This is a genomic window from Bacillus cereus group sp. Bce019 (assembly GCF_051781745.1).
Classification (GTDB): Bacteria; Bacillota; Bacilli; order Bacillales; family Bacillaceae_G; genus Bacillus_A; species Bacillus_A cereus.
Genome location: NZ_JBPWJX010000007.1, coordinates 174,300 through 189,088, shown reverse-complemented (window position 1 = coordinate 189,088; position 14,789 = coordinate 174,300). Strand labels below are relative to the sequence as shown.

Here is a 14,789-nt window from a genome sequence, read left to right as displayed (position 1 = left end):
TTAGTTAGATTCCGCTAATAGAAGAAAATATATACAAAAAAGAGCTATCTCTTTTCAAAGATAGCTCTAGCATACGAATTACTTTTCTACTATTATATCGTCTTTCTTTATAGATACATTTTTGGTGAATCCGCTAACGATAAACATCACAATCATATTCATTAACAATGCGACTATACCCACATTTAAATCTTTTATATATTGAGGGAAACCCGGAAACATCGTAGCTATAGTTGAGCCAGATAAAGTAATATACGCAACCACTAACAGCCCAACTCCCATTCCTGCAATCGCCCCTTGCTTCGTAATAATCTGACGTGGAAACAAACTACATACAAGTGCAGGGAAAAGTTGTGTCACTATACTATACCCCATTAAAAGAAGCGCTCCTATCGTTTCTCCACCTTTAAAAGTAAACAAAACAGCTACAAGCGTTACTACAGGAACAAATAATTTCGCCACTTTTGCAACTTGTCGATCCGAAGCAGATGGGACCATTGTTCGGTAAATATTTTTCGCTAATAATGTGGAAGCGGCCATGACAAGCATAGAACCTGGAACTAATGCCGTTAAAACGCCAGCACTACCAATAATCCCAATAAACCAAGGATCAAAAGTTTGAAGAGCCAGACGGAATAACGAAAGATCTACATCCGCTCCCTTTAACCCAGGAACTTGCAATATAGCAGCAAATCCTGCAAAAAATACGAAAAGTAAAACTAAAGAATACAATGGCATAATTGCTGCATTTTTACGAAATACTTTTTCATTTTTTGCAGAAAAAGCAGAAGCAAATGTATGAGGCCACATATAAAAACCGAGGGCCGTTAATATAATAGTAGAAACAAACCAAGAAATACTCATTCCTTCTTCAGGTAAAGATAAAAATCCCGGTTTCGCTGCCTCTACAGCCTCAAACATCGGCTGAAATCCTCCATAATAATGATACGGCAAATATATACCTAAAAACATAACGATAAACAGTATCATAATATCCTTCAAAGCAGCCGTCCAAGCGGAACCATGTATACCTGAAACCATTACATATATAGTTATAACAATAGCACCGATCCATACTGCAACAACAGGTGACACCCTTCCGTAAGAAGCTTCTGAAACGATAATTCCCAGTCCTTTTAACTGTAAAACAAGATATGGGATGATGGAAACAACACCAACAATCGAAACAATAAGTCCAAGCGCTTTACTTCTATATTTCTTCGCAAAAAAATCTGACTGTGAAACAAGGTTATGCTCTTTCGCATACTTCCAAATGGGTGGCAATAAAAAATACGATAAAAGATAAGCTAAAGCACCATATCCCAAAATATAAAAGGTAGGTGCTCCTTTACTATATGCCCAGCCGCTTCCCCCTAAAAATGTAAACGTCGTATAAATTTCACCTGCCATAAGGAGAAAAACAAAAATAGTGCCAAATCCTCTTCCTCCAACTGACCATTGTTCTAAATTCATATCTTTTCCATGTTGTGCCCGAATCCCTAAAAATAGTGCGAGAAACAAAAATAAAATAATGATAAGTAATGCAGTCATTTTACATCCTCCTTATTAGCAGGATCAAACACGTACACAAGCCCCATACAAAAAGATGTAATAAACACTGATAATAATACCCAAAATAATAAAAATGGCATCCCTAATACGTAAGGAGTAACTGAATTCGCAAATATTGGCCCAACTACTAAACAAAGAACTGGGATAAGCGCTAGAATGTGTATTTTCTTCATCTCATTCTCCTTTACTTATAAAGTTCATAATGGCTGATACAAAGACTTCCACTCCAATCGGTAATGCATCTTCGTCAATCGTAAAACGAGGGTGATGGTGAGGATATATAATACCTTTCTCTTTATTTCCCGCTCCGATAAAAAAGAATGTCCCCGGTGCCTTTTGTAAAAACGCTGAAAAATCTTCTCCAGCCATCGTCGGCTGTAAACGAACAACTCTATCCCTTCCATAAAGTTGTAATGCCGTTTGTTCAATAAGCTCTGTAGCTTCATAATCATTTACAACTGGTCGATATCCATATTCATATGAAAATGTATATTTCGCTCCGTAAGATTCCGTAATATGCTTCACAATCCGCTCAATCTTCTTCTCTGTTTCACCTCGTAATTCATGTCTTAAACTTCTTACTGTCCCTTCAATCTCAGCTTGCTCTGGTATTACATTATGAGTTGTCCCAGCATGAAATTGCGTAACAGATATTACAAGAGAATCTAATGGATTCGTGAGGCGAGATACAATTTGCTGAAGTTGCGAAACGACTTGTGTTCCGATTGCAATACTATCCACCGTTTCATGAGGGATTCCAGCATGTCCACCTTTTCCCTCTATCTTAATTTTAAAAACATCCGGTGCAGCCATTGCAGGACCATAAATAACACCTATTTTCCCAACCTCTAACGACGCCCAAAGGTGAGCACCAATAATATAATCCACACCTTCCATTACACCTGCAGCAACCATCTCCTCTGCACCACCAGGAAAATTCTCTTCAGCATGTTGGAATAGAAAACGAATCTCCCCTTTAATCTTCTCTCTTTCTTCTACCAACTTATGTACAACCCCAAGTAATATCGCTATATGTCCATCATGACCACATGCATGCATTACACCTTTATATGTAGAAATAAAATCAAACTCATTTTCTTCATGAATAGGAAGAGCATCCATATCGGCTCGAATCGCAACTGTTTTGCCCGGATGTTTACCTACTAACTTTGCCATCACACTATATTTAGTCGGCCGTGACACTTCTAAATATGGGAATTTCCGAAGTATATCGAACACAAACTGCGATGTTTTCTCTTCTTGAAAAGATAACTCTGGATACTTATGAAAATGCCTTCTCCACTCAACTAACTGATTTTTTGACAAAACAAGTTCCTTTGCAACATCCATTTCTCTTCTCCCCTTCTTCACCAAGTTAAATGTTATTATAACGTGAATTGTTAACTTTTAAAAGAATCTTCCGAATTTTCAGTGTTAATAAACCAAAAAGAAAAAGCCATCCCAAAGATGACTTTTTCATTATTATAAAATAGTAATTGCTTGTTTTCCCATTTGCTCCCAAGCTCTCTCAAATTCTGCTCGCGGAACAGCCAAACGTGGATTATTTTTAAGAGGATCATTTACATATACAAAGTTTTGATCATATCCAATTACTACTGCACTATGCTCATAATATGTAATTTTCACTTCGCCTGAACTCGTATTCCATGTTTCAAAACTACTTTCAGCTAGCGGCTTAAACGTCGTATTAATAATGACCCATACCGGAGAGCCAGAACTAATTACTTTATATATATCTTGCATGTCTCTACCTGTTAAATTAATTACTTTTTCAGGAACATATTTTTCTGCTAAATCAAAGATTGGTTTATTGTATACACCATACCCAGGCTCTGCCTTTGTATAAATATTTCCCACAAATCCCTCGTAAGGATTTCCACGCAAACCATTTTGTTCAAATGGAACACGATGAATTTCGCTAGCAAGTTGCATCTTATCTACTTGTACACCTTTATATTGCAGCAACATAGCTAAACTTGTCACTTCACACCCTCTGGGTAATTCTGGTAATTGTTTAATAAACGGAACATCTTCAATCATAGCTGCTTCTTTCATTTCAGATAGAAACTCTAAGCGTAGAACTTGCGCCTTTTGCATGATTTTATCTTTTCCTATAAAAAATGCAGCAGCAAGTATAATCCCAAAAACAAAAAGATATTTTAACTTTTTCATTATAAACAAAACTCCATTAATTATTATTTTACAGATACACCTCTTATCATTGTACCCTTCTTCTTACTAGTTTGCTAGAAAGATCATGTGAATTATCGCTCATAGAATTAATTATAAAAATTCTAATTATTTTTAATAAAAAGAAAAATAAATATACATTTCCAGAATATTTTGCTAAAATCAAATTTGTTAACATGGTGAAGATATCACCATGTTAACAAAAATTCTTAGAGTATTTAGTCATAGTTCGTTTTTTTACATACTCCATTCATTTCATAGCAAATAAACCGAGTGTGTGTTGCATCCCCCACTAATGATTAAAAACTCAGAATAAAACGAAGTTCACACATTCAAGAAAATACGGGGTGAGGGGCATATGAATCAACAAATTGAACAAACAGATTTAAAACGAACAATGAAAAGTAGACACCTATTTATGATTGCACTCGGCGGTGTTATCGGAACCGGGTTATTTATGGGATCTGGTCAAATTGTCCATAATGCCGGACCTGGTGGTGCTATTCTCGCATTTTTAGTCGGTGGATTTGTTATGTATTTAACGATGTTATGTCTTGGTGAATTATCCGTCGCTATGCCAGAAGCAGGTTCATTCCAAAGTTATGCAAGCAAATTCATTTCACCTGGTTTTGGATTTGTTGTCGGTTGGATGTATTGGTTAAATTGGGCTGTTACAGTTGGCGTAGAGTTAACAACTGTAAGTATTTTAATGAAACGCTGGTTTCCAGACGTTTCTTCATGGATTTGGTGCGTTACATTTGCAGCAGCACTCTTCCTCGTAAACGCTTTATCAGCAAAAGCATATGCAGAAGCAGAGTTTTGGTTCGCAAGTGTAAAAGTCGCAACAATTGTTATTTTCATCGTACTTGGCGGCGCTGTTATGTTCGGTCTACTAGACTTTAATGGAAAGCCAGCCCCAATGCTTCATAATTTCACTGAAAATGGCGGGCTATTTCCAAATGGTGCATTAGCTGTTCTTCTTACGATGATTACAGTAAATTACTCCTTCCAAGGAACAGAATTAATCGGAATCGCTTCAGGAGAAAGTGAAAATCCTGAAAAAACAATTCCAAAAGCAATTAAAAACACAATTTGGCGAACTCTCTTCTTCTTCGTCTTAGCGATATCAGTTGTTGTAGGTTTACTCCCATGGCAAGAGGCTAATCTAGTCGAAAGTCCCTTTGTACTTGTATTTGATGTAGCCGGTGTCCCATATGCAGCAGACATTATGAACTTTGTTATTATTACAGCTGTATTATCCGTTGCTAACTCTGGTCTCTACGCAAATTCTCGTATGCTGTGGGCGATGGCAAAACAAGGAATGGCAAGTCCAGCATTTACGAAATTAACTAAAAAAGGTGTACCACTAAATGCATTAATTTTCAGCCTAATTTTCGCTAGCCTGTCCTTACTAACAAGTGTATTTGCGGCAGATACTGTCTTTCTAGTTTTAACATCTATTGCAGCAATGGCTGCCGTTGTCGTTTGGATGTCAATCGCCGCTTCACAGTTTTTCTTCCGTAGAAATTTCGTGAAAAACGGTGGCAACATAAATGATTTAAAATATCGTACACCGCTCTATCCACTAGTTCCAATCGTAGCGTTTTCGCTGAATTTCATTACATTTGTTAGTTTGGCTTTCATTCCAGATCAAAGAATTGCTCTTTATTGTGGCATTCCATTTATGATTATTTGTTACATTTTATATCAAGTTAAATATAAAAAAATTGTCACACTTGAACAGCCACGAACTGTCATACGAGAAATAAACTAAATACACAAAATATTCAGCTATCTTTCTTATGATAAGATAGCTTTTTTCTATTTCTTGGATATCCTGGTATAACTTTATTTATCTTAAAATTTTCACAATCACGTTTTTCTCTGGAAAATAGTTTACAATGTAATCAAGTTACAAATGATATTCACCTTAAAAAGTGTGCATTTGTGTCTATTTTTTAACAATATATCAAAAACTATTGCCTTCTATAAATTAATAGGTTTATATTGTTTTATTGGCATAGTTTCAATCCAAGGAGAAAGGAGATTTTCAATCGTGCAACTAAAGAAAGCGTTTTGGAAGTTGGCTTCGCTTCTTCCGTTATCATTACTTCTGTTCCTCGGTGGCTGTGATAAAAAACTCGCAGTATTAAATCCGCAAGGACCTGTTGCAAAAGCACAGTATGATTTAATTGTTTGGTCATTCTTGCTTATGTCATTAATTATCGCAATTGTATTCATTCTGTTTACAGTCATCTTGATTCGTTATCGTGAAAAACCAGAGAATATGGACTATGAGCCACCTGAACAACACGGTAACACATTACTAGAAATTATTTGGACGCTTGTTCCTGTTATTATCGTTATCGCATTATCGATTCCAACAGTAAAAGCAACTTATGCTTCGGAAGAGGTTCCGAAAGAGTCCAAACATATTAAACCAGTTGAAATTTATGTTACATCTGCAAACTGGAAATGGTTATTCAGTTACCCAGAGGAAAAAATTGAAACCGTTAACTATTTAAACATCCCAGCTGGTGTACCAATTCAATTCAAACTGACTTCTGTCGGCCCAATGAATGCTTTCTGGGTACCAGAACTTGGTGGTATGAAGTACACAATGGATGGTATGATTATGGATCTTTATTTACAAGCTGATAAGCCAGGTTCTTACCTAGGTCGTAGCGCGAACTTCTCTGGTGAAGGATTCACACACATGGAGTTCGAAGTTGAAGCAAAAACTAAAGAGAAATATGACAAGTGGGTTAAAGAAGTACAACAAACTGCTCCTAAACTAACAGAAGATAAGTACAACGAAATTGTTAAACCTGGTGTAGTTGGTCGTATGACATTCTCTAGTCACCACTTAAGTTATGTAGATCCAAAATCACTTGAATATTGTGATTACAACTACTACAAAAACAAAAAATAATAGCTATTATTCCAACAGATTGGAGTGAACACAGTGAAGCTTGATGAATTCTTTGTCACAGGTGACCCGATTATTTACGGTGCAGACGCTTCTATCGTTCTTGTGACATTAGCAATCATTTTCGTACTAACAAAGTATAAAAAATGGAAATGGCTTTGGGACGAATGGTTGACAACTGTTGACCATAAAAAAATCGGAGCTATGTATATTATTTCTGCGGTTATCATGTTATTCCGTGGTGGTATGGATGGTTTAATGATCCGTGCACAGTTAACATTCCCAGAAACAACTTATTTAAACGCTGAACACTATAATGGGATCTTTACAACACACGGTACAGTAATGATTCTTTTCATGGCAATGCCATTCGTTATGGGATTAATGAACCTTGTAGTACCATTACAAATTGGTGCTCGTGACGTTGCATATCCGTTCTTAAATGCTTTAAGTTTCTGGTTATTCTTTGTCGGAGCAATGTTATTCAACATCGCTTTCGTAATCGGTGGTTCTCCAGACGCTGGGTGGACTTCTTACTTCCCAATGGCAGGTACAGAGTTTACTTCTGGTGTAGGGAATAACTACTACGCAATTGCATTACAGATTTCAGGTCTCGGTACGTTAATGACCGGTATTAACTTCCTTGTTACTATCTTAAAAATGCGTACACCTGGTATGACTTTAATGAGAATGCCAATGTTTACTTGGTCAATCTTAATTACAACAATTATCATTATTTTTGCTTTCCCAGTATTAACAGTTGCTCTTGCATTAATGACATTTGACCGTCTATTCGATGCTCACTTCTTTACGATGGCGAGCGGCGGTATGCCGATGTTATGGGCCAACCTGTTCTGGGTATGGGGTCACCCTGAAGTATATATCGTTATTTTACCGGCATTCGGTATTTTCTCTGAAATCATTAGTACATTCTCACGTAAACGTTTATTCGGTTACAGTGCGATGGTATACTCAATGGTTGCAATTTCTTTACTAAGTTTCGTCGTATGGCTCCACCACTTCTTCACGATGGGTGCAGGTCCAGCGGTTAACTCATTCTTCTCGATTTCGACAATGGCGATTTCGATTCCAACCGGGGTTAAGATTTTTAACTGGTTGTTTACACTGTATAAAGGACGTATTCGTTTTACAGTTCCAATGCTTTGGTCATTGGCATTTATTCCAAACTTCGTAGTCGGTGGGGTTACAGGGGTTATGCTTGGAATGGCAGCAGCTGATTATCAATACCATAACAGCTACTTCCTAATCGCTCACTTCCACTACGTATTAATCGCAGGTACAGTATTCGCTATGCTTGCTGGATTCACATTCTGGTATCCAAAAATGACTGGTCATATGTTAAATGAACGCCTAGGTAAATGGACATTCTGGATCTTTATGAGCGGATTCAACATCTGTTTCTTCCCAATGTACTTCTTAGGTTTAGACGGTATGACTCGTCGTATGTACACTTACTCTGAAAGTCTTGGATGGGGATGGCTAAACCAAATCGCATCTGTTGGTGCGGTAATGATGGGTATCGGCTTCCTACTTCTTTGCTACAACGTAATTTGGAGTGCACGTCATGGTGAACGTGACACAACTGGAGATCCATGGGATGGTCGTACACTTGAATGGGCAACTCACTCTCCTGTACAACATTATAACTTCGCGAAGCTTCCTGAAATTAAAGAAGCTGATGCTTTCTGGTACATGAAAAAACGCGGAGAAACAGTTACACCAGCAGCAGAAGATATCAAACCAATTCACATGCCAAGTAACTCTGGTGTGCCTATTATTGCGTCTGGATTCTTCGGTCTTGCAGGTTTCGCATTAGTATTTAGCTGGTTCTGGCTTGCAGCAATCGGTGGTATTGGTATTTTAGCTTGCTTAATCTATCGTTCATTCGATTATGATGAAGGTTACTATATCAGTGTTGATGAAATTAAAAAAACAGAACATATAGCATGAGAGGTGAAATGATATGGCGGCTTTAGATAAAAGCTTACCTTTGGAATATCAATCCGAACAAAGCAGATTGAATATCCTAGGATTCTGGATTTTTCTTGGGGCTGAAATTATGCTGTTCGCAACACTTTTCGCCTCTTATCTAGTCCTTGCTGGTCGTACGGCAGATGGCCCAACACCAGCGCAACTGTTTGAACTTAAAACGCTTTTAATTCAAACATTACTACTTTTAACAAGTAGTTTCACATGTGGTATCGTAATTCACGAAATGCGTAAGCACAACCAAAAAGCGATGCTTGGATGGTTCGTCCTTACATTACTTTTAGGTGCAGGTTTCCTATTCTTCGAGATTGAAGAGTTCATTATGTATATTGGTGAAGGCGCAACAATTCAAACAAGTGCTTTCTTATCTGGATTCTTCGTTCTTCTTGGAACGCATGGAGCCCACGTAACAGGCGGTATCATTTGGGCAATTTGTGTTATTATCCAAATTTTAAAACGAGGTTTAACACCAGTTACAGCTCGTAAAGTATTTATTATCAGCTTATACTGGCATTTCCTTGATCTTGTTTGGGTCTTTATTTACACACTAGTTTACTTGAACGGGATGGTGGCGTAAATGGCTCAAAACAACAATCAAGCAAACGGACATGCGCATAGCGGATTCCCTTGGTCACACGTTTTCGGATTTATTTTATCGCTTGCATTAACGTTTCTAGCGTTATACGTGGCACTTTACACAACATTGCCACTTTCAACAGTCTTAACAACTATTATCATAATGGCTGTTGCGCAAGCATTGTTACAATTAATTATGTTCATGCATTTAAAAGAAGGAGAAGGAAGAGTTCAAATTCTTACAATGATATACAGTTTCTTCGTTGCAACTGCAACAGTTGGTTTAACTGTATGGATCTTCTTCTCAATGTAATGTACATGAAAAAGACTGCTGATTCCTCAGCAGTCTTTTTTTATTCCGCATTAACGAGCAGTACGATTCCCTCCCCTATTACATCCACATTACGGAATTAACAGCATAATCATGAAAAATATACTTATTATGACAAATGTTAAGAAAAGTCTTTCTTTATGAAATCGAATCCATATGCGTTGCTTTTCTACCTATTATATGGCTAAATAGGTACTATATTTATTTGAAGGGAGAGAACGCAATGGAACATCATACTTCTGTTCTATCACTTATGGTTGTCGTTGCAATCGCGTTTTTCGTTCCCCTTTTGTTACAACGCTTTAAATTAAAAGCACTTCCTGTGGTCGTTGCAGAAATTATTGCAGGAATCTTTGTAGGTAAAAGTGGGTTTAATATTATTGAGCCAGATATATGGCTTCAAGTTTTATCAACATTAGGATTTATATTCCTCATGTTCTTAAGCGGTTTAGAAATTGATTTTTCTATCTTTAAACAAAAAGGGAAAAAAAATACGACAAACGAACCAAATACATTTCAGGCAGCAAGCATTATCTTCTTATTTATTTTCATCTTATCTTATGCCCTATCATTACTATTCGTATGGCTAGGATTCGTAGATAATGCAATGTTCATGACTTTAATTATTTCAACTATTTCTTTAGGTGTTGTTGTACCAACATTAAAAGAGAATAACCTAGGAAAAACTGCAATCGGACAAATCATTTTATTAGTTGCTGTTATTGCAGACTTAGTTACAATGATTTTACTCGCTGTTTTCGTCGGATTAAATTCCGAAAGCGGCCAAAGTATGTGGCTCTTACTTATTCTATTCGGTGCCGGTATTGTCATTTACTTTATTGCAAAACGCTTTAAAAACATTCCATACTTAGATAGTTTAAAAGCTGGTAGTGTACAAATTGATACACGAGCTGTTTTTGCACTCATTTTAATCTTAGTTGGGTTATCGGAATCTGTTGGAGCAGAAAATATTTTAGGGGCCTTCTTAGCAGGTGTACTTGTATCGTTATTATCACCAAATGAAGATATGGTGGAAAAACTTGATTCTATCGGCTATGGTTTCTTCATCCCTATTTTCTTCGTAATGGTTGGTGTAAATCTAGAGGTGTGGTCTATTTTCAAAGAACCTTCTAGCATGCTAATGATTCCAATCTTAATTGTAGGACTCTTTATTTCGAAACTCTTACCATCACTCGTCTTAAGAAAATGGTATCCACGTAATATCGTACTTGGAAGTGCAATCTTATTAACATCGACACTTTCTTTAGTTATTGCGGCTGCACAAATTGGTGAAAAACTGGAGATCATCAGTCCAAGTTTATCTGCCTCTCTTATTTTAAGCGCAGTTATTACTTGTATTTTTGCACCTATATTGTTTAAAAAAATGTTCCCAAAAGTAGAAACACCAAAACCAAAAGTAGCTATTATTGGCGCGAGCAGAATTACCCTTCCGTTATCACTAGATTTAAAACGAGAAGATTATGACGTAACGCTATATATGATGCGTCAAAACAAAATAAATGATGAAGAAGCGAAATCACATGACTTCCCTATCGTGAAATTAGATGACATCACAATCGCATCATTAACTGAACAAACAGCATTTGATGCAGATCGCGTCGTTGTTGCAACAAGCGATGATGAACAAAACTTATTATTGGCAGAACATGCAAAAGAACTAGGTGTTGAACATGTTATTGCAAGTGTAGAAGATCCACTTCTACAAGAAAAAGCAACGCAAGAACATATCGCTGTATTCTCAACAATTAACTCTACACGTATTTTATTACGTGCACTTATTGATAAACCTAGTCTCGTTCGCTTAATTACAACAGCAAACGAAACAGTACGCGAAGTTGAACTGCGTAGCAATAAATATAACGGCGTTGCGCTTCGCCGCCTCCCGTTTTTAGGTGATGTACTTGTCATTCAAATCTACCGCGGTAACAAAGCATTAATACCACATGGTGATACAAGACTACAACACGGTGACACATTACTTGTAACAGGTTCAAAAGAACATATCGATACACTAAAAAACATATTAGAATAAAAAAATGCCCCTCACATAATTGAGGGGCATTTTTTTCCATTTCATATGGTAAAATGTTACTATCACATATTATGGGGATGGATTACATTATGTCTATTATAACTTTAGCTCTCTTATTATTAGCCGAAATACTCGTTGCCATTATTCTCATCGGTGTTAGTATTGAGATTTGTAGTTACGGATGGAAAAAATCGAATGGAATAAAATATTCTTGCCTCCTACTTTCACTCCTTCTCGGAACTGCTAGCATACTCGGACTTCTCGCCGCACCTGCCTATTTCTTTATACAATTAACAGAAAAAGCGTTATAAGAAAGGATGTTAATATGATTACCGTGAAAAATATTGAGGGATCTGAAACTTACGTATTACGTCAAAAAATTTTACGCCCCAATCAAACATTAGCAGATTGTAAATACCCTTCCGATTATGAAACAGACACCTTCCACTTAGGCGCATTTATAAACGATGAACTAATTAGTATCGCTTCCTTCTCAAAAGAAATATATCCCGACTTACCAACGGGTATTCATTATCGTCTACGAGGAATGGCAACATTACCTGCATTTCGAAACAACCGTGCTGGAAGCTCCTTAATTCAGAAGGCGGAACAAATCTTGCAAGAACGCCAAGCAAATATATTATGGTGTAATGGCCGAATTACTGTAGCTGACTATTACAAGCACTTAGGCTTCCAGGAATATGGTGAAATCTTTGAAATTGAACCGATTGGCCTTCATAAAGTACTATATAAAAGAATATGAGAAAAGCTTTCCTCAATATGGGAAAGCCTTTCTTATATTTCAATCTTCTCTTTTTATTTTTTTCATATATATGTATATAAACAAACTTGGAACTAAAAAACAAGCAAACATAATAATTCCTGTCATACTAATTTCCTTTATCGAAATATCTGGTGTTACAACGATACAAATAGCTAAAATCCCAATAATAATACCCACTGGAATGAATAATAGCTTCATAAAATAACGACGCGACACTCCGCCCTTATGCTCATACACTTCCACTGAATTTTTCAGATTTAAAAAGTTAATAATTATTATCCCGCCCATAAATACCATTAATAAATCCGAAACACTTTCATATCCTGCCCCTTGCAAGACATAGCGGTAAAAGACGATAGCTAGTATGACGATATTTTGTAAGATGAAAGCTAATCTAATATGTTTTAACCCTTCAATCATTAAACGTTCATCTTTCACGATTTTCATCCTACCACTCCTTTTCCTCCCAAAACAAATCATTTAACGTTTTATCTACTGCATAACAAATTTTTAAACATAAATCTAAAGATGGATTGTATTTCCCCTTCTCAATTAAACTAATCGTTTGCCTTGTAACGCCTACTTTTTCTGCTAATTGTTGCTGTGTTAAATCTAACTGAACACGCGCGACTTTTATTTTACTTACAGCCATTCATGTTCCTCCTCTACCTCTATTGTAACATATACATTACATTAAGTAATTTATATGTTACGAAATCAATTAAGTTTTCACCTTATCCCAATTGGTGCTGGCTAATACACAGTGAGGATATCCCACTACTGCCTATAGTTTCACTTTATTATACACAAAAAGGGAGCCTCCCATAAGAAGGCCCTCTCCTATATTTATATTATAAGAATAAATGACACCCAAATAAGAATGCAAATAAGTATAGTAATGGATGTACTTCCATCCCTTTACCCTTCACAATTTTCAAGACTGGATATACTAAAAATCCAATTGCGATTCCATTTGCAATACTAGATGTTAACGGAATACCTATAAAAATTAAAAATGCTGGTAACGCATCTTCAAATTCATTCCAATTAATATCTCGAATGCTTTGTGCCATTAAACTACCTACTATAATTAATGAAGGAGCTGTAATAGCGGCTACACTTGATAAAGAAGCAATAACAGGACTAAAAAATGCCGTTATAATTGTTAGACCAACAACTACAATCCCTGTTAATCCAGTTTTACCACCTGCAGCAATACCTGCTGACGATTCAATCGTCGCTGCTGTTGGGCTTGTTCCAAAGATAGAACCTGTAGTCCCGCCAATTGCATCTGCAATAAACGCTTTACCAAAACGCTTCTCTGTATTGTCTGTAATTAAACCTGCTTGTTTAATTAAACCAAGTAATGCACCTGTTGTATCGAATAAAAGTACAAGTAAAAATGAAAATACAACGCCGTATAATCCGTATTCAATTACATCTGAAAAGGCATTGATTGGGTTTGAAACGATGATACCCTCTGGTAAATGAGGCATCGCCACAATTTTATCAGCAAACTTCAATTGCCCTGTAAAGAAGGCAATAATTCCTGTCACAATCATACTAATAAATAATGCACCGCTCACACGCAATGTCATTAATACCGCCGCTAATATTAAACCAATTAAAGTTAAAATAACAGCTGGAGAATGAAAATCACCAATCGTAACTAAATTAGACGGATGATCCACGATAATTCCAGAAAGGCGCAATCCAATAAAAGCAATAAATAGTCCAATTCCACCTGCAATTGCATGCTTTAAACTATCAGGAATTGCTAAAATTAACTTTTGCCTAAACGAAGTAAAAGATAATAAAAGAAAAATAATCCCCGTTACAAATACAGCTGAAAAGGCAACTACATATGTAATCCCTTCTGCCTTCTGTACAACAGAATAAGCAAAATATGCATTCATTCCCATAGCTGGAGCAATAACAATCGGGTAATTCGCGAAAATCGCCATACCTACTGTTCCAACAACTGTTGCAATAATTGTTGCTGTAAACGCTTGGTCAAATGGTACACCTGCATCAGATAATATTTTTGGATTGATGACAAGAATATACGCAAATGTAAAAAAAGTTGTGATGCCAGCTAAAAACTCTTGCTTCACAGAAGTGTTATATTTTTGTAATTGAAACATGCTTATGTACCCTTCCTACACCTGAATTATTATCACACATTCTTTTTCTTACTAGTATGTGAGAAAATATAATACTTAATCTTAACAATCAATAAAAAGAAGAGTCAATATATTCCCTAATAGTTAGAATTTTAAGTTTAAGTCTGACAAGTACAGATGTAGTACAGTTCATTATGATT

15 protein-coding genes are annotated in these 14,789 nt (G+C 36.3%); 8 read left to right on the top strand and 7 right to left on the bottom strand.

The window, feature by feature from the left end; translation table 11 throughout:
* Positions 1–78 precede the first annotated feature (78 nt).
* The 4 genes from ACS2QP_RS13065 to ACS2QP_RS13050 form a co-directional block, all read right to left on the bottom strand.
* Positions 79–1,551 (bottom strand): sodium:solute symporter family protein, encoded by a 1,473-nt coding sequence (locus ACS2QP_RS13065; protein WP_000125938.1) that lies wholly within the window; start codon positions 1,549–1,551, stop codon positions 79–81.
* On the bottom strand, positions 1,548–1,745 hold the full coding sequence (locus ACS2QP_RS13060) for a DUF3311 domain-containing protein (protein WP_000719833.1): 198 nt from the start codon (positions 1,743–1,745) through the stop codon (positions 1,548–1,550). Before ACS2QP_RS13060 ends, ACS2QP_RS13065 begins: the two co-directional genes overlap by 4 nt.
* Before the next feature lies 1 nt (position 1,746).
* Positions 1,747–2,922 (bottom strand): amidohydrolase, encoded by a 1,176-nt coding sequence (locus ACS2QP_RS13055; protein ID WP_000382128.1) that lies wholly within the window; start codon positions 2,920–2,922, stop codon positions 1,747–1,749.
* 132 nt (positions 2,923–3,054) lie between these two features.
* Positions 3,055–3,765 (bottom strand): C39 family peptidase, encoded by a 711-nt coding sequence (locus tag ACS2QP_RS13050; RefSeq protein WP_000734489.1) that lies wholly within the window; start codon positions 3,763–3,765, stop codon positions 3,055–3,057.
* A gap of 376 nt (positions 3,766–4,141) precedes the next feature.
* On the opposite strand from ACS2QP_RS13050, the gene ACS2QP_RS13045 reads away from it, so the two are divergent.
* The 8 genes from ACS2QP_RS13045 to ACS2QP_RS13010 all read left to right on the top strand — a co-directional run bounded on the left by ACS2QP_RS13045 (position 4,142) and on the right by ACS2QP_RS13010 (position 12,445).
* Positions 4,142–5,557 carry an amino acid permease gene (locus tag ACS2QP_RS13045; protein WP_001075759.1) on the top strand — a complete coding sequence of 472 codons (1,416 nt, stop codon included), beginning with the start codon at positions 4,142–4,144 and terminating at the stop codon, positions 5,555–5,557.
* 282 nt (positions 5,558–5,839) lie between these two features.
* On the top strand, positions 5,840–6,715 hold the full coding sequence (locus ACS2QP_RS13040) for a cytochrome aa3 quinol oxidase subunit II (RefSeq protein ID WP_001176167.1): 876 nt from the start codon (positions 5,840–5,842) through the stop codon (positions 6,713–6,715).
* 33 nt (positions 6,716–6,748) lie between these two features.
* Complete coding sequence (gene qoxB / locus ACS2QP_RS13035; protein ID WP_000762366.1) at positions 6,749–8,683, top strand: cytochrome aa3 quinol oxidase subunit I; 1,935 nt, start codon at positions 6,749–6,751, stop codon at positions 8,681–8,683.
* 13 nt (positions 8,684–8,696) lie between these two features.
* A complete protein-coding gene (gene qoxC, locus ACS2QP_RS13030; protein ID WP_000729317.1) occupies positions 8,697–9,299 on the top strand; it encodes a cytochrome aa3 quinol oxidase subunit III in 603 nt (200 codons plus the stop codon).
* Complete coding sequence (qoxD, locus tag ACS2QP_RS13025; protein ID WP_000068425.1) at positions 9,300–9,611, top strand: cytochrome aa3 quinol oxidase subunit IV; 312 nt, start codon at positions 9,300–9,302, stop codon at positions 9,609–9,611.
* Between the two features lie 241 nt (positions 9,612–9,852).
* On the top strand, positions 9,853–11,682 hold the full coding sequence (locus tag ACS2QP_RS13020) for a monovalent cation:proton antiporter family protein (protein ID WP_000399960.1): 1,830 nt from the start codon (positions 9,853–9,855) through the stop codon (positions 11,680–11,682).
* 53 nt (positions 11,683–11,735) lie between these two features.
* Positions 11,736–11,993, top strand: coding sequence for a DUF4022 family protein (locus ACS2QP_RS13015; protein ID WP_000926991.1), 258 nt, complete (start codon positions 11,736–11,738; stop codon positions 11,991–11,993).
* 14 nt (positions 11,994–12,007) lie between these two features.
* Positions 12,008–12,445, top strand: coding sequence for a GNAT family N-acetyltransferase (locus tag ACS2QP_RS13010; protein ID WP_000633767.1), 438 nt, complete (start codon positions 12,008–12,010; stop codon positions 12,443–12,445).
* Positions 12,446–12,484: 39 nt separating this feature from the next.
* On the opposite strand, the gene ACS2QP_RS13005 is transcribed toward ACS2QP_RS13010, so the two are convergent.
* The 3 genes from ACS2QP_RS13005 to ACS2QP_RS12995 all read right to left on the bottom strand — a co-directional run bounded on the left by ACS2QP_RS13005 (position 12,485) and on the right by ACS2QP_RS12995 (position 14,610).
* Positions 12,485–12,913: a hypothetical protein gene (locus tag ACS2QP_RS13005; RefSeq protein ID WP_438882487.1), complete on the bottom strand. Its 429-nt coding sequence runs from the start codon at positions 12,911–12,913 to the stop codon at positions 12,485–12,487.
* Between the two features lies 1 nt (position 12,914).
* A complete protein-coding gene (locus tag ACS2QP_RS13000) occupies positions 12,915–13,118 on the bottom strand; it encodes a helix-turn-helix transcriptional regulator (protein WP_000301183.1) in 204 nt (67 codons plus the stop codon).
* Positions 13,119–13,317: 199 nt separating this feature from the next.
* The gene (locus ACS2QP_RS12995; protein ID WP_000487191.1) at positions 13,318–14,610 is read right to left on the bottom strand and encodes an NCS2 family permease; all 1,293 of its coding nucleotides are present in this window, start codon (positions 14,608–14,610) and stop codon (positions 13,318–13,320) included.
* Positions 14,611–14,789 lie beyond the last annotated feature (179 nt).